This is a genomic window from Alkaliphilus serpentinus (assembly GCF_009017255.1).
Classification (GTDB): domain Bacteria; phylum Bacillota; class Clostridia; order Peptostreptococcales; family Natronincolaceae; genus Alkaliphilus_D; species Alkaliphilus_D serpentinus.
Genome location: NZ_WBZB01000006.1, coordinates 1 through 16,240, shown reverse-complemented (window position 1 = coordinate 16,240; position 16,240 = coordinate 1). Strand labels below are relative to the sequence as shown.

At 33.6% G+C, this 16,240-nt stretch carries 15 protein-coding genes; all 15 read left to right on the top strand.

The window, feature by feature from the left end:
* Window positions 1–6: 6 nt before the first annotated feature.
* The 15 genes from F8153_RS01715 to F8153_RS01645 all read left to right on the top strand — a co-directional run bounded on the left by F8153_RS01715 (window position 7) and on the right by F8153_RS01645 (window position 16,129).
* Window positions 7–1,254 carry a CpaF family protein gene (locus F8153_RS01715; RefSeq protein WP_330577588.1) on the top strand — a complete coding sequence of 416 codons (1,248 nt, stop codon included), beginning with the start codon at window positions 7–9 and terminating at the stop codon, window positions 1,252–1,254.
* Window positions 1,223–2,170: a type II secretion system F family protein gene (locus F8153_RS01710; protein ID WP_243136864.1), complete on the top strand. Its 948-nt coding sequence runs from the start codon at window positions 1,223–1,225 to the stop codon at window positions 2,168–2,170. Before F8153_RS01715 ends, F8153_RS01710 begins: the two co-directional genes overlap by 32 nt.
* A 3-nt stretch (window positions 2,171–2,173) precedes the next feature.
* Window positions 2,174–3,637: a type II secretion system F family protein gene (locus tag F8153_RS16370; RefSeq protein ID WP_243136863.1), complete on the top strand. Its 1,464-nt coding sequence runs from the start codon at window positions 2,174–2,176 to the stop codon at window positions 3,635–3,637.
* 45 nt (window positions 3,638–3,682) lie between these two features.
* Window positions 3,683–3,883, top strand: a complete 201-nt coding sequence (locus F8153_RS01700; RefSeq protein ID WP_151864620.1) for a Flp1 family type IVb pilin — start codon at window positions 3,683–3,685, stop codon at window positions 3,881–3,883.
* A gap of 92 nt (window positions 3,884–3,975) precedes the next feature.
* Window positions 3,976–4,659, top strand: coding sequence for a TadE/TadG family type IV pilus assembly protein (locus F8153_RS01695; RefSeq protein WP_151864619.1), 684 nt, complete (start codon window positions 3,976–3,978; stop codon window positions 4,657–4,659).
* Window positions 4,660–4,676: 17 nt separating this feature from the next.
* Complete coding sequence (locus tag F8153_RS01690; RefSeq protein ID WP_151864618.1) at window positions 4,677–7,553, top strand: DUF5702 domain-containing protein; 2,877 nt, start codon at window positions 4,677–4,679, stop codon at window positions 7,551–7,553.
* Between the two features lie 10 nt (window positions 7,554–7,563).
* Window positions 7,564–8,907: a TadE/TadG family type IV pilus assembly protein gene (locus tag F8153_RS01685; protein WP_151864617.1), complete on the top strand. Its 1,344-nt coding sequence runs from the start codon at window positions 7,564–7,566 to the stop codon at window positions 8,905–8,907.
* 21 nt (window positions 8,908–8,928) lie between these two features.
* On the top strand, window positions 8,929–9,537 hold the full coding sequence (locus tag F8153_RS01680; RefSeq protein ID WP_151864616.1) for a prepilin peptidase: 609 nt from the start codon (window positions 8,929–8,931) through the stop codon (window positions 9,535–9,537).
* Window positions 9,538–9,573: 36 nt separating this feature from the next.
* On the top strand, window positions 9,574–11,007 hold the full coding sequence (locus tag F8153_RS01675) for a DUF6382 domain-containing protein (RefSeq protein ID WP_151864615.1): 1,434 nt from the start codon (window positions 9,574–9,576) through the stop codon (window positions 11,005–11,007).
* A gap of 42 nt (window positions 11,008–11,049) precedes the next feature.
* The gene (locus F8153_RS01670; protein ID WP_151864614.1) at window positions 11,050–11,889 is read left to right on the top strand and encodes a PP2C family protein-serine/threonine phosphatase; all 840 of its coding nucleotides are present in this window, start codon (window positions 11,050–11,052) and stop codon (window positions 11,887–11,889) included.
* A gap of 94 nt (window positions 11,890–11,983) precedes the next feature.
* A complete protein-coding gene (locus F8153_RS01665) occupies window positions 11,984–12,736 on the top strand; it encodes a hypothetical protein (protein WP_151864613.1) in 753 nt (250 codons plus the stop codon).
* A gap of 103 nt (window positions 12,737–12,839) precedes the next feature.
* Complete coding sequence (locus F8153_RS01660; protein WP_151864612.1) at window positions 12,840–13,994, top strand: DUF362 domain-containing protein; 1,155 nt, start codon at window positions 12,840–12,842, stop codon at window positions 13,992–13,994.
* A gap of 300 nt (window positions 13,995–14,294) precedes the next feature.
* Window positions 14,295–14,702: a type VII toxin-antitoxin system MntA family adenylyltransferase antitoxin gene (gene mntA / locus F8153_RS01655; RefSeq protein WP_151864611.1), complete on the top strand. Its 408-nt coding sequence runs from the start codon at window positions 14,295–14,297 to the stop codon at window positions 14,700–14,702.
* Complete coding sequence (gene hepT, locus F8153_RS01650; protein ID WP_330577587.1) at window positions 14,683–15,117, top strand: type VII toxin-antitoxin system HepT family RNase toxin; 435 nt, start codon at window positions 14,683–14,685, stop codon at window positions 15,115–15,117. The genes mntA and hepT overlap by 20 nt, the downstream gene beginning before the upstream one ends.
* A gap of 97 nt (window positions 15,118–15,214) precedes the next feature.
* Window positions 15,215–16,129 (top strand): DMT family transporter, encoded by a 915-nt coding sequence (locus F8153_RS01645; RefSeq protein ID WP_151864609.1) that lies wholly within the window; start codon window positions 15,215–15,217, stop codon window positions 16,127–16,129.
* Window positions 16,130–16,240 lie beyond the last annotated feature (111 nt).

Sequence of the window (16,240 nt, the reverse complement as noted above, 5' to 3'; positions counted from 1 at the left end):
AAGGAAGTGATATTATTGGATTTACCTGAATTGGAGGATACTATACAAGAGGTTAAAGCCACTGTTCGAGATCGTGTAGACCTAAGTAAGGATATAAGTGATGAAGAAGTAATGGAATTTATAATCAATATTGTATTTGAGAAGTCAAAGAAAAAACCCTTAAGTGTCAAGGATAAGCAATACATTGTAAATATGGTTTTCAACTCCATGCGGAAATTAGATATCCTTCAGCCAATAATAGAGGATCAAGATGTGACAGAAATTATGGTGAATGGTCATAACTGTATTTTTGTAGAAAGAAATGGACGAACATACCAGATTAATCAACAATTTGAAAGCCAAAGAAAGCTTGAAGATGTCATACAGTCCATCGTTGCTAAGGTTAATAGAGCCGTTAATGAAACATCGCCGATGGTGGATGCAAGATTAGAGGATGGTTCAAGGGTTAACGTAGTCCTTCCCCCTATCGCATTAAATGGGCCGATACTCACCATTCGTAAGTTTCCCAACAAGCCCATTACCATAAAAGACTTGGTGGCATTTGGTTCAATTAATGAGGAGATTGCTGAGGTGTTAGAAAGACTGGTAAAGGCCAGGTTTAATATTTTTATAAGTGGAGGGACGGGTTCGGGAAAAACTACATTTTTAAATGCCCTATCAAACTTCATTCCCCATGATGAAAGGATCATTACCATTGAAGACTCCGCTGAGTTACAAATATTAAATGTTAAAAACATCGTTAAGCTTGAAACACGTAATGCCAATGTTGAAGGTAAGGGTGCAATTACAATACGGGATTTAATAAAAACCTCCTTACGTATGAGGCCAGATAGAATTATCGTAGGAGAGGTGAGGGGAGCTGAGGCAATTGACATGCTTCAAGCTATGAATACCGGTCATGATGGGTCCCTTTCAACAGGACATGCTAATTCTTCAAGGGATATTCTTAGTAGACTAGAAACAATGGTGCTAGCGGGGGCGCAGCTTCCCTTAGAGGCCATTCGTCAACAGATTACATCAGCTATAGACATTGTTATTCACCTTGCAAGAATTAGGGATAAATCGAGAAAGCTGATGGAAATATCAGAGGTTGTAGCTTATAACAAGGGAGAGATTATTCTTAATCCCCTATATTATTTTAAAGAAGAGGGGGAAACAAAGGAAAAGAAAATAATCGGCTCCTTTATCCGTACAGAGAATGAATTAAAAAATAACCATAAACTTGAAATGGCAGGATTATCTAAAGAATTTTGAGGTGAAAAACATGAGATTAACTGTGGCTTTATTAATAATCGGAGGAGTTATTTTATTCAGCATCATAATCCTTCTTATGTATGACAAAAAAAGCATAAGTAAGCCCATGAGAGATGTTGATAGAAATCCATATAAAGAAGATAAGGATCATGTTATATCCTCTAATCAAAAACCTATTGATTATGATCATTATATAATGACCACCTATGAAAGGTTGAAATATATTGTCATTGCAGCAATAGTAATTTTTGTAATAGGCTACATTTTTTATAGAAGTATCGTCTTTGCAGCAGTACTGACACCCATGGCCTTGCTTTACCCAAAGTATAAAGTAAAGGAAATCATCAAAGATCGAAAAAAGGAACTAGCTATGCAATTTAAAGAGGCCCTATATGCTCTTTCGTCATCCTTAACTGCAGGAAAATCAATCGAAGTAGCCTTTAAAGATACATTAAAGGATTTGTCTATATTATATCCCAGTCCCGAAACCTATATAAATAAAGAGCTTGCTTATATCATTAGGAAAATAGAAATGAATGAAACAGTAGAAGAGGCATTACTAGCCTTAGCTAAAAGAGCTCACATAGAAGAAATTGATAGCTTTACCGATGTTTTTATAACCTGCAAAAGAACTGGTGGAAACATCATTGAAGTTATTAAAAATACCGCCCAGGTCCTTGGAGATAAAATTGAATTTCGTAATGATATAAATGTTATGCTTGCTCAAAGAAAATTTGAACAAAAGGTCTTGAATTTAATCCCTATTTTCTTAATCCTCCTTTTATCCTACATGTCAGCTGACTATATGGAACCGGTTTTTACTACGATAATCGGAAAAATTGTAATGACGATTTCAATTCTTTTATTATTGGTAGGTTTTATGATTTCAAAAAAGATTATGGATATTGAGGTGTAACAAATGGTTTTCATTTTTATAATATTGACATTGGCAATAATAGCAATCCATTTTATTTCGAAGGATCGATATAAAGAAACCGTTGAGGGTATTGATCAAAAGGATTTTCAACTAAAGAAGTTTTTACATATAGGCTTATATTTGCTAGAGATCACTAAGTACAAATATAACACCCCCTATGATAAAAGATTGAAAAGCAACCTTGGAGAATTATATGGAGCTAGAAGTTCAGCCTTCTATCTTAAAATCCACTGGGCCAACACCTTAACTTTAGTATTCATGATTCTTTTATTAGCATCACTAGTTGGTATCAGTTTTATTGGTAATGAAGGTAGTCCAGAAGATTTAAGGGATAACACCATTGAAAGACCAGATTTTGGTGAAGGGGACAGGAAGCTTCAATTAGTGGCCACCTTCAAGTCTAAGGAGGGAGAAAAAACCGAAGAGGTTTCCGTTGTGGTAAAGGAGGAATCTCCTACAGATGAAGAGGCTGTAACTGCTGCTATCAAAAAACTATCACCCAAGATTATTTTAGGTAAAAACCCAAGCTTAAACGATGTCACTTCAGAACTGAATTTCATAAAAGAGATTCCAGAATTAGGTGTAAAAATCAACTGGAGGTCTAGTAAGCCTGAGGTAATTAATGAAATGGGAGCTATTTCATCTAACAATAATAATGGTAAAGAGGTGGTAATAACTGCTATTCTTTTCAAAGGGAATTCTATTGCTGAAAAGCAATTTAAGCTAGTGGTTAAGGATTTAAATCTAAATCAGAGACCATCCCCCACACCGAAGGAGGAGGCTGTAAATATTATCAACTCTCAGATGGAGGACTATTCCAACACCCTGGTAACCTTGCCTTCAAACCTCAAAGAAAATAGTACTACATATATAAATTGGGCTGTAGCTAGCAAGAAGGATTCTTCTATATTAAACTTGATATTCTTTCTGACTGTGGTTATTGCTGGCATTATATATGCTTTAAATAATGAGGTGAAGGAAAAGCTGAAGAAAAGAAACCTTCTTATTCAAATAGACTTTCCAGATTTTTTAAATAAATTTATATTGCTCATTAATGCAGGGATGAATGTGCCTAGAGCATTGGAGAAAATCATTGGAGATACCCAAAGTGATAGACCCCTCTATAGAGAATTAAAATTAACCTATAGTGAGATTAAGGCTGGTAAGTCTGAACTTCAAGCCTATGAAGATTTCGCCATCAGATGTAAAACAACCGAGATCACAAAATTTGTATCAACCCTGATTCAAAATCTAAAGAAGGGAAATACAGAATTAACCCATATATTAAAGCTTCATGTAGTAGAATGCTGGAATTTAAGGAAAAGCATTGCCAAGCAGTTGGGGGAAGAGGCATCAACAAAGCTTCTATTCCCAATAATGATTATGTTTATAGCAATTCTTTTAATAGTTCTAACACCAGCGGTTTTAACTCTATCTAGTATGTAGGAAGGTTTGATTAGAGTTTTCATTGACTTGAGGGGAGGTGAAGGTATGCTAAAACTAATGAAAAGCTTTTGGCTTGAAGAAGATGGATTAGGTACAGTAGAGATTGTATTAATTATTGCTGTATTAGTAGCTTTAGCCTTGATATTCAAAAATGCAATTATTGGTTTTGTAAGGAGAATATTAGATAACATTCTGGGCAAGGAATCGGAATTTCTTCAAGAGAGTCTAGAAAATGAAGGAAATTAGAAAAGGCTGTTTTTTTCCATGTCTGTGGTGACTACCTACTGGGAAGCATATAAGTTTTTTTATATGCTTCCTAAATAAAGGATGGTTCTGTGATGAAGAAAGATTGGATTACAAAGCATTTTATATATATTGATAAAACATCAACAAGGGGAAGTATTACTGTTGAAGCTGCCCTGATATTTCCATTAGTCTTCTGTGTCATTGTATTTACCATGTATATCGTTTTTTTTCTGTATCAATATGCCTACCTGCAGGCTTCAGCCAACTATATTGCAGGCAAAACAGCAAGTCAGTGGAAGTATTTACTGGAAGATACTACTGTGGAAGATATTCAAGAGTCGGCTCCCTTAATCTATCATCGACCCAGCCTATATTGGCGTTTATATGATTTTACAAAGAATGCAAAAGTCAACCTTATGACTCAATATAATGATTTGGAAATCAATAAGCATCGTCTAATTAGTAAGGCTAGCGGGGAAAACTTTCCGGTTATTTTTCAAAATAGTTTACTGTCAAACAGGATCATAGTCTCTTATGAAGAGGTGTATAAAACACCTATTGATGCTATTACGAATCTTTTAGGGGTAAATAATCTGTTTAAAATTCAGATTAAGGCCCAGTCAACAATTAATGACCCTGCTGAAGGAATAAGAAATATGGACTTTGCCTTAGATATGCTTCAAAAAAATGAAAGGGCTAAAGACCTTCATGATCAGTATTTTGAAAGGGTTGAAGCTGTAAAGGATGATGTTAAGGAGTTCTTGAATTCAAACTAGAGACAAGGGGGGCCAATATGTACAAAAGGGGGCAACGAGGGGCAATTTCAGTTTACTTAAGCATTGTTTTTATAGCTCTAATCATCTTAACTGGGGTTATTGTCGATGGTGCCAGAATAAGAGTAGCAGAGGCCCATCTAAATCAAGCAGCAACTAGTGTAGCCCTATCAATATTGTCAGAATATGAAGGAGACTTAAAAGATTATTATGGTATTTTTGCTGTAAATTTAAGTGAATTGGAAGATTTAGACGAAAGCCTAATGTATTACTTTAATAACAGCCTTAACCCTTCATGGAATTTATTTGGGAATAGTCCCTCAGATTCAAGATATCTTGATTTTTTTGACTATCAAATAGATTTTCTAGAGGTGAATTATGTAAGTTCCAATACCCTCCTTAATACAGACTTAATGACCTATCAAATTTTAGATTACATGAAGTATAGAGCTCCTGTTCAAATGGGAGAGGAGTTTCTAAGTAAGCTAGACCTTATTACTAAGGTAGGGAACACCTCAGAGCTTTTGAAAAGTAAAATTAAAGTAGAGGAGAAGTTAAGTGAGGTTTCAGATTTACAGCTATTACTTCACCTTGAGATTAATGGACCCTACGATGAGACTGGTAAAAGTCTAGATATTAATGGCATGGAGGTGCAGGAAATCATAAGAAGTGTCCACAAAGATGAAAATTATCCTATATTACTGAAGGATTATTATATTAAAAATTTCAATCAAGATCCTAGATTGGGTGACAATGCTTTCTACGATTATTTTAATACTATTAAGGAGTTAGAAAATAACTTAACTAGAGAGAAGGAGAAGGAAGAGAAACTTGATAAGCTGCTAAAGGATATCAATAAAGAAATAGAAAGACGTCAGAAACAAGAGTTAGATGGGGGAAACTCAGATGAAGAGGAGGATTCCTCATTAAGGGCTTTAGAAGACCAGTATCAAAACCTTCAAGATGAGTTGGAGAATATTAGGGCTCGTATTATAGAAAACAAAGAAACCATCCAGCAGCAATATGATGAAATATTTTTAACTCTTAATCAATATATAGAAGTTTGTAAAAAATCTAAGGTTACGGCTGATAAACTCTTGGTAAAGCTAGAGAATGTTAAAGAAAGCAATGAAGAATTATTAGGGAAGGTTCAAAATGCAACAGATGTTATTGAGGATATAAAAAGTAAAGTTAAAGAGGAAGGTAAAAGCTATCAGAAACTTTATAGTCAAGATAACGATGGCAAAGATCGTATTTCCCACATAAAAAGTAAATTAGATGAAAAGGTAAGAATTCTTGGGGATTTCAAGTCTTTAATTGAGATAATTCAACCCTCAAATATTTTTAGCATGTCAATATCGGAGCTATCCTTTATTAACTACTACGATTTAACATCCAGCATCACATCTACTATGAGGAATTATGAAAGCTATAAAATAAATTATGCTATTCAGTTTGAACTAGCTGAAAACCTTGATGAATACAAAAGCTATGACAATAGGAAGGAAGTTAGCAAGAAGATTAAAATTCAAGAAGATGAAGAGGTGATGGATATTCTATTATCCGATGGGGGAGCTATTGCCTTAGATTTACCCTCCAAAAGCCAAGAGTTAGATTCTGATAAATTAGGTACTCCAGACTTTACCTCTAAAGCTACTAGAACGGAATTTCTAATGGAGGCACTGGATTTTATGACTGAATTACCCAAAAGGATGAGTCTTCAGGCAATGGACAATATCTACATAAACGAATATGCCCTTGGCACCTTTAATAATGCAGTAAGACATAGCAGTAATAATAAAAAAACAGACCCACTCTTAAGACCAGAGGTCTTTAGCAAATATCATAGAGACAGTTACTTCAGTTATGAAGTAGAATATCTTTTGCAGGGAAGGGATTCTCAAAATACTAATTTATCCCTTACAAAGGGGGAGATCCTTCTCTATAGATTTGGTTTAAATTTATTGCATCTATATGCCAATAGTGATAAGCTTGCCACTGCCTCAGCTGTGGCAACGGCAGTGGCTGGCTGGTGGACCTTTGGTGCAGGGATGCCAATAGCTAAAACCCTGATTTTGTGTGGATGGGCAATGGCTGAATCCATCCTAGATCTAGAAGATTTAATGAAGGGGGAAAGGGTTCCCTTTTTTAAAATGAAAAATGAATGGAAGCTAGATTTAAGAAATGCAATAGACAATGCTGTTAGAGAGGGTGTTAAAAGAACTACGGATTATGCTATTGATGGTGTCCATGGTTTAATAGATCAGACCCATGATTATGTAGATGATAAAATAGACGGTTGGATTGATGATGCTGTTACCTTGGCAGTTCATGAAGCAACAGAGCTGGATGAAAAGATTGAAAAAAAATTAAATAATGACATCCAGAAGGCTATTTATCAAAAGGTAGGTGAGTTATTATCTAATGAAGCGGATAAAAGCTTTGAAAAAATTCATTCCATTAGACAACAGGTGAAAGAAGAATTGTCCCATCAGATAGAGGGCTTTAAAGCTCATCTAAAGGAAGAGATGGAGGCCCTTGCCAGTGAAGGTACAGAGGCTATTCAGAATAAGGTAGATGAGATATTTAAAGAAAATAACATTGTTTCTGATAAGGGTGGAAGTGATTATAAGCTAAGCATATTAAGCTTTTCATACCATGATTATTTGAGGTTATTTTTGTTATTTAGAGGTAATGAGAAAAAGGTGAAAAGAATTCAAGATCTGATACAAGTTAATATGAATACAAACCTAAAGGAATTATATAGTGTTATTGAATTGAAAACGGAGGCTTCGATTAAATATCTTTTCCTTACCCGACCCTTCATGGCAAAATCCTTAGATTTTAATGAGAACCGACACAAGCTGAAACCTGTTGTGATCTATAAAGGTTATTAGAGGAGATAATATGAGATCTTTAAGAAATGAAAAGGGTTCATTAACTGTAGAAGCTGCTTTGGTACTTCCAATATTTATTTGTGTTATTATGACACTGGCCCTACTTATTAAAGTGGCATATGTCCATAGTATTGTTCAGCATGCCATAACGGAAACAGCCCATGAAATAGCATCAAATAGCTATATATACCATGTTTCAGGGTTGGCAGATATTGAAGAATCCATCGGAGAAGGTTTAGACTCTAACGCTGAAGGGGCTAAGGAAGACATCAATAGGCTAACAGAAGCTTATAGTAATATCATCAATAATGCTGCCATAGGCTCAAATAATACTTTTTCTGGATTCAATGAAGTTAAGGATCATATTGAAAATGGTGATATTTTAGGTGCAATTGAAGAAATTAAAGAAGTAATAGTGAATGTAGAAATACTGATAGAGTCTACTGCCAGTCAGGCTGAAAAATTCATGGAGGTAATTGATTCTGTGATTGAAGATCCCCAAAGTAAAATGATTTCTGCTGGAAGCATCATAGGGCAGCAGCTTTTTAACCAGCTTAAGACAGCATTGGGGAATGCAGTAGCAAAAACTCTCATGAGAAAGCACATATTAGACTCTGATGACCAAAGCTTAGAGGAAAGATTAAAGGAATTGAATATTAAAGAGTTGGATTTTAGTAAATCAAGATACTTTGTTAAGGAGAATTATACTGATGGGATTATAGATCTTGTGGTTACCTATAAGTTGGATATTCCCTTTCCCATAAAGATTGTGGATGACTTTAACATCCTTCAGCGGGTCACTGTAAGGGCATGGATGGCGGGTAAAAATTCAGAATTGTTATCTGAAGAATTCCCGCAGGAACTGCAGGTTCAAAAGGAAATAGTTGATGAAATCATTAATATTGATATGGATATATGGGATTTACCAAACTTCGATAGAGCAGAAATCATAAATAATTTATTGGGTGACCCTAATCTTTTTAATATTAAGCTAATAGATAAAATGGACAGTAATCAAGTAGTTAGCATAACAAGCTGTAGAACCACCGATAATAGTTACATTGCTTCGGCATTATATGATCGTATTAAAAAGGATATAGAGGATATGGCTAATTTTATTGAAGCGACTGTAAACATAGATGGTGAGAAAGTAGAAATAAAACCTAAGACAAAGGATGAAGATGAGAACTCAGATGGTGTATTTTACTATGATTCAAAGAAGCTCAACTTTGTTATACCAGATTCTCAATTATCGGAAGAACAGCTGCAGTCAGTGTATAATGCTAAGGAATATGCTAAAGAAAAGAATATTGAGCTAATTATTACAGTTATTAAAAGAAAAAAGGGAAACTAACTTGCCAAAGGGAGGATTACAATGCAGCAAATAATGATTATTTTTCTAAGTCTTATTGTAGGCATTTTAATGAATATCTGTAGCTTAAATATTCATATCTTCAAAGAACAAAGCCTTACACGAAGGGAGACTTTTCTATTTTTATTTCTACTATCATTCATAATGATAGCTTACCAATGGTTATATAAAACTTATGGCTACACCATAAAATTTTTATTTATGGCCTTATTGTTTGCAACGTTAACGGCGATATCAATAGAAGACTATAGAAGTAAAATTATTCCAGACCTATTAATTATTGTTGGAATGATTATAGGGTTCATCCTGATTCCTTTTATCAACAATATTTATTTACTTGACCATTTAGCTACTGGGGTTATTGGAGGAGGACTGATTGCCATATTTTCAGTAATTTCAAAAGGCGCAATAGGTTTGGGAGATGCTAAGCTAACTGCCTTAATTGGACTGTATATGGGAATGATGGGTGCTTTAGTAGTGATTTTAACTGCCACCTTTATCTGTGGTATTTTTGGTTTAATTCTATTAACTTTTAAGATTAAAAATCGAAAGAGTACAATACCCTTTGCTCCCTTTGTTTTATTATCCTTTATAATATTTAATTTTGTATAGTTCATTGATAAATCTTTATTTTTAGGGGGGACAAATGTGGCATATAATCAAATTGATCAATCATTCTTTACCTATGAAAGGGATGCTACAACTAGTTATTTAGTCTTAAAGGTAGATCGTATGGAGAAAATCATCAGTCATCAAGTTGAGATGATTAGTAATAATCTTATTCCATCAATACTTCCCATACATACTAGAGTGAAGAATAATGAAACCTTTTTATATTACAATGTAACATCTAAACAAAATCTTTCTCAGGCCTTAAAAAGAAAAAAACTGACGAGGGATGAATTTTTAAGAGTTTTAGAAGGAATGTCAAAGGGAATTTTGGAATCTAGTAATTATTTTTTATCCGATAAAGCCTTTCTTATAGATGCAGAATACATCTATGTAAATCCGGAAGATTATCAAATTTATTTTGTGTATCTACCAATTACATTATTGGATTATAATCTTCAAAATCCTATTAAAACCTTAGTAAATCTATTAATAGCCCATATTAATCCAACTGAAAATTTAGAGGATCATATTATCCATAGAGTTCTTATGGCTGTAAATGATGAAGATTTTAATGTAAAGGAGTTTAATAAATTAATCATAGAATTACAGAATAATAGCTGGAGTAGAAGCTTTAATTCAACATCTCAAAAGGATAAAGAAGAGATTAGATTAAAAAATACTCATTCTGATAGCATTTGTATAAAGGATGAGGAGGGCAATCAAAGCTATAAGGCTAAAACCCCTGAAAACTGTCTAGAAGGATTATATAGTAAAAAAGTATTTCCTTTGAAATATAAGCTTATAGTAGTATTATATCAATTACTCATCATGGTGATGGGGCTTATAATCGGTATTGAGATGGGTGTTTTTAAGGCTGAAACCTTTGAAATCACCACCCTGTTGGGTATAGTAATTTTGATTGCTACTGCTGAATACTTTTTTTTCGCTAGGATCCTAACTAAGGAGAAAAGAGTAGAAAAAAAAATTGCAAAAGCAGAAAAAGAGGAAAAAAAGAAGTCAAGGTTCTTGAACTATAACATGAACAAAAAAGAAATCCTAAGTCAACCCTCTATAAATAGTCGGTTATTAATGGAAGGAATAAATGATTCGACGGATGTGATTATTGATTCTCTAAGTAATGATACCATGATTATTGATGCAGATAGTTATACCAACCCTTACTTAACAGCAGTGAAGGATGGAACTATAGAAAAAATTGTAATTTCAAAATCATCCTTTATAATAGGGAAGCTGAAGGATCAAGTTGATTATCTTTTAATGTATAAATCCATTAGTCGAATCCATGCAGAGATTTCTAGGGTTGAAGGAAGATATTATATCAAGGATTTAAACTCCAAAAACGGTACCTTTGTAAACGGTAATAGAATTGATAGTAACAAAGAATATTTGTTGGAGGATGGTACTTATGTTAAATTTGCCGACAGAGAGTTTCTTTTCAGACAAGATTAATCACTAATACTATCCTAATTTATATCAAAGAAGGAGTATGAAATGACAAAGAAAAGCTATTTAATAGGAGCTTTATGTGATAGAGGTTTGGTTAAAAATATAAATCAAGATAGAATACTTGTCAAGATTGGTGAGGAGGATGAGGGGGATTTTGGTCTTTTCGTAATTGCAGATGGCATGGGTGGACTAACTGCAGGCGATGTAGCCAGTAGCATTGCTGTTGAAAGCTTTAAAGAGTGGTGGAATAAAGATTTTATCAGGTTTTTACCTGTAATAAAGGATGATTTTTATCTTCTAAACTTAGAGTTTCAACGGTTATTTGAAGGAATCAATGAGAATATTATTAGCTACGGAAATAAAATTGGGAATAGAGTAGGTACAACCTTATCAGCTCTCCTTATCTATAGAAGCAATTATATTATTTGTCATATAGGTGATAGTAGAATTTATCAGATAGACAAGGACCTATCACAACTAACCTTAGACCATTCGTGGGTTGGAGAGGAAGTAAGAAAGGGGAATTTAACAACAGAAGAGGCAAAAAAACACCCTAAAAGAAACATGTTAACCCAATGTCTTGGAGCAAATGCTAACTTTTCCCCCTTTTGTCATAGGGGGAAAGTGACTGATGACACTAGATTTTTAATGTGTAGCGATGGATTCTACTCCCTTTTAAAGGATAAAGAGATATTAGAAAAGCTTAAGGGTAGATTTAAAGAGGAAGAAGAGGTACAAGAAAGTATTAGAGCTTTATTTGAAATGGTTAAATGTAGGGGGGCAACAGATAATATATCTGCCATATTTATTGTGCCACAAATAGAGGAAGAAACAACAGACTTTATATCTAATTTAGTTAATAAAATAACAAGAAAATCCCTTTAATACTTTACAATTTTGATTATTATTGTAAATAGAACAAATTCAAAAAACAGGTTTAGCTGAGAATAAGAACTCTTTAGTAAAAGGAGCTTCAATAATGAATATAAAAAAGATTTTAGTTCTAGTATTGTGCTTTTTAATATTTGTAACTGTATACCACTTTTACCGAATGAAAATGATAACCAGCCTACTATCGGACTATGAAGTTGAAAATAGTTCATTGGATAGTGAGTTAGCGTCATTACAAAGTAAAATCATATCAATAGAAGAAAGATACAATAAATTAGATGAAGAATTTATGGAACAAAATTATAAATATAGAGCTTATGAGGCTCTCAATGACAGGTACCAATATTTTTTAATTAATCAGCTTGAGAATTTTTCGAACTCAAATATTAGCAAAATTAAAGTAAATGGTTTAAATCTTGGTGATGATATATCTAAAGTAGTTAAAATTTGGGGTGAAAATTATACGGAATCTATCGGAATAGATGATGCTCATGGGAAATATACGCATATATATTGGAAATACCAAGATGGCACACAGATTACTCTCGATCCTATATTCGTTTCTGGAATAATATATCAAAATCCTAAGTACTCATCTAATTTAGGGGTACAAATTGGTGACCTAGCATTTGATGCCATCTCCAATTGTGACGGCTTATATAAAAAATTTACTAGCCCCCATACTAACAAAGATTTAGTAGGCTGGTATATAGTAGATAATGAATTTATACTAATACTACATTTTGCAATGGAGGGTGGAAGATATCAAAATAATATTGCAATTGATTCAGAGACAAAAGTTCAAAAAATAGAAATAGTAAAATTAAATATTCTAGATTAAGAGACTATAATAAATCCCGTTTAATATTCTACAATTTTGATTATTATTGAAAATAGATTAAAATAACCATAGAAGGTATTTTACATAAAGGAGTAGGATTCAAGTGAGTAAGGTAATCATTCAAGGGTGCAAGAATTATGATCTAGAAAATTTAATAGAGAAGCTCAACAATGGAATGGAAAAACTAGGAGGCTGGAATCAATTTGTTGGTCCAGGGGATATCGTTTTACTAAAGCCTAATCTAATAGGGCCTAAATCCTCAGATTCGGCAGCGATTACCCATAGTGAGTTTCTTAGAGCTATGGTGAGGATCCTGAAGGGAAAGGGCTGTATAGTATGGATAGGGGATAGCTCTGGTGGTGCCATTGCAGGTATTGCTCCTACTGCTCAAAGCTTTAAGGTAAGTGGCTATGAAAGGGTAGCAGAGGAAGAAGGAGCAATCATCAAGAATTTTGACAGTGAAGGGGTTGTGGAGGTACAGCCTAAGGGCAAGTTTCAAGAAAAGATGTATTTGGCAAAGCCTATTTTTGATGCCGATGTTGTAATAAACCTTCCTAAGCTGAAGACCCACTCGGCTGGAATATACACAGGAGCTGTTAAAAATGTTTTTGGATGTATTCCAGGCTTAAGAAAGGCCAAGTATCATAAAATGGCTCCTAATCCAGAGGATTTCGGAGAAATACTTGCAGATATCCACCAGGCTTCAAAGCTTCACCTACATATAATGGATGGTATTATTGCCATGGAGGGGGAAGGCCCAACGGCAGGTAGTGCTTATAGAGGAGGTAAAATTTTAATTAGTAAAGACCCCTTAGCTCTAGATGCTGTAGCGATTAAAATGCTTGGAATAGAGATGGAGGATGTTCCAATATTAAAAGCGTCAATAAAAAGGGGAGTAGGGGAAGGTAGCTTAGAAAACATCACCATAGAGGGAGATTATACTACCATCCCTAAATTGGAGAATTTTAAGCTTCCAAAGAGGTTTAGAAGTAATAAAAGAAGAAATTATAATGCCTTGATTAAGGTTATAGATTTCTTTGAGACCCGACCCAAGGTTAACCTGAAAAAATGTAAGGATTGCAATCTATGTGTAGAAAGCTGCCCAGTGGAAGCCATCGATAAGGCTACCAAGAAAATTGATTATCCTATCTGCATAGAATGCATGTGCTGTCATGAGCTATGTATTCACCAAGCTGTTGATTTAAAAAAGGAGAAGTTTTTAGCCAATTTAGTGGCTGGACTTAGTCAAAGAAGGTAGACTGATGAAAAACTACCATCTACTTCGTTACATCAAAAGAGTCGGTATTCTTACGTATTTCTGTATACGTTTCGATGGCCGACTTTTCTTGTTTAATAGGAAAGCTCTCTTTTTTCCTATTAAATGGGGGATTTTAAGGTTAGCTTAAGGATTTTTTTAATTATTTAATTTGGTAAATGTATTCAATCATAAAACATTGATTTAAGTAGAAAATATTGTGTATACTTGAAATAGGATAATAAATATTTAAAAACTATTTTTACATTCAATAATTTTAAATCTTATTATGGGGTGTCAACAATGCATCTATCTGTTAAAGTAAAAGAAAGAATTATAGATTTTTTACGTAAAGAACTCAATCCAAAGTTTATTTATCTCTTTGGCTCCTTTGCTTCGGGTAAAGGACGTGATGATAGTGACATTGATCTAGCGATATACACCGATGAAATAATTAGTCAATATAAGCTTTTCTTAGCGGCTAATAACCTTGCTTATGAAGTGAAAAGAGATGTCCAAATTGTACATCTTAAGGATATTAGTACAGTTTTTGCTGCACAAATTATGGGAACAAGAGAAGTTCTGTTCTGCGAAGATCAATTAAAGATGGACAATTATAATATTCGTATATTAAAGGATTATATAAAGCTTAATGAGGAGCGAAAAGTAGTATTAGATGTCCTTGAAAGGAATGAAAAAGTATATGGTTAATGATGTATTGCTCAATAAGATCAGTATCATAGAAAATTGTCTCGAAAGGGTAAGAGAAGTTTATAATAATAATCCAGATACCTTAAAGGATTATACTAAACAGGATTCCATTGTTTTAAATATTCAAAGGGCAGTAGAAGCAACAATTGATATTGCAATGTTCTTGGTTGCAAAAAAAAGGCTTGGAATACCCCAAAATAGTAGAGATGCATTTGAAGCCTTGCATAAAAATTGTATAATTGATGATATGATGCTAGCCAAAATAAAGCCAATGATCGGTTTTAGATATATTGCAGTACATAATTACCAAAAACTAAATTTAGAAATATTACAAAAAGTAGTAGAGAACCATTTAGAAGATTTTGAAGGTTTCATTCAATTAATATATGGGATGAGTAATAATAATGATGAATAGAGTAATTTTTATACCTACTGCAATCTTTGCTATCTATGCAACATAAAATAAAGATTTATTTAATTATATAAATCCCTTGTAATGAAATTAAAGTGGGGTGATTGCCATAAAAAACTATCATAAGGGATTATGCTTTATCATTTTTTCAGCCATGGCCTTTGGGGTAATGCCCATATTTGCAAAGTTCGCCTATGGAGGTGGCATAAGTGCTCCAGCACTATTGAGTCTTCGATTTATAATGGCAGGACTGCTTTTATTTATCTACTTAAAGATTTCTAAGATAAACTGGAGGGTAAGTTATAAGGATTTATGGAATTTGTTTTTATTGGGTGGGGTTTTCTATTCTGCAACCTCCATATTCTATTTTTCTTCTATAAAATATATCCATATATCTCTAACGGTTTTGTTAATGTATACCCACCCTATGATGGTGGCAATTCTTTCAGCTATCTTTAATAAAGAAAGAGTCACATTAAAGATGGTTATTGCTATGCTTATTGCCTTTATAGGATTAGCATTAATATTAGGAGATTCCTTTGCGACAAGATTAAGTAGCTTAGGAATCACCTTGGCTATTGCTTCTGCTATTTCCTATTCACTCTACATTTTTGTAAGCAGTAGGGTAGTCAAAGCGGTACAATCTATTGTGGCTACAGCCTATATATCAGTTTTTGCCTCCTTTGGAATGCTTATAATTGGATTATTTCAAAGGGACCTAATCTTTAAACTAAACAAGACAGTTATTCCTCCCTTGTTGGGTTTAATCTTTATTTGTACCATATTAGCAATTCTATTCTTCTTAAGGGGAGTGGAAATACTAGGACCAACAAAGGCAACAATCATCAGTATGTTTGAACCTGTATTTGCTGCGGGGTTTTCATTAACTCTATTTAAGGAAAAGCTTACTTTTTTACAGTTGACTGGGGGAATCTTGGTTCTTTGTGGAGCACTAATGGTTATAGCGTTAAAGGGCTATGATATAGAAGATGTCCATGAAAGTGCAAATGCATAATTAAAGTAGAGGGATTTCCTTGAAGTATTCAATCAAGAAATAAAATATTTTAATTGACGATATACAATTGCATAGCTTAAGTAATAAACAACAAAAGCATTTCATGCGTTA

Coding starts and splice junctions, on each gene's coding strand:
- F8153_RS01685 (WP_151864617.1), top strand. CDS start 7,564: ATGAGATCTTTAAGAAATGAAAAGGGTTCATTAACTGTAGAAGCTGCT.
- F8153_RS01670 (WP_151864614.1), top strand. CDS start 11,050: ATGACAAAGAAAAGCTATTTAATAGGAGCTTTATGTGATAGAGGTTTG.
- hepT (WP_330577587.1), top strand. CDS start 14,683: ATGAAAAAGTATATGGTTAATGATGTATTGCTCAATAAGATCAGTATC.
- F8153_RS16370 (WP_243136863.1), top strand. CDS start 2,174: ATGGTTTTCATTTTTATAATATTGACATTGGCAATAATAGCAATCCAT.
- mntA (WP_151864611.1), top strand. CDS start 14,295: ATGCATCTATCTGTTAAAGTAAAAGAAAGAATTATAGATTTTTTACGT.
- F8153_RS01700 (WP_151864620.1), top strand. CDS start 3,683: ATGCTAAAACTAATGAAAAGCTTTTGGCTTGAAGAAGATGGATTAGGT.
- F8153_RS01665 (WP_151864613.1), top strand. CDS start 11,984: ATGAATATAAAAAAGATTTTAGTTCTAGTATTGTGCTTTTTAATATTT.
- F8153_RS01695 (WP_151864619.1), top strand. CDS start 3,976: ATGAAGAAAGATTGGATTACAAAGCATTTTATATATATTGATAAAACA.
- F8153_RS01680 (WP_151864616.1), top strand. CDS start 8,929: ATGCAGCAAATAATGATTATTTTTCTAAGTCTTATTGTAGGCATTTTA.
- F8153_RS01690 (WP_151864618.1), top strand. CDS start 4,677: ATGTACAAAAGGGGGCAACGAGGGGCAATTTCAGTTTACTTAAGCATT.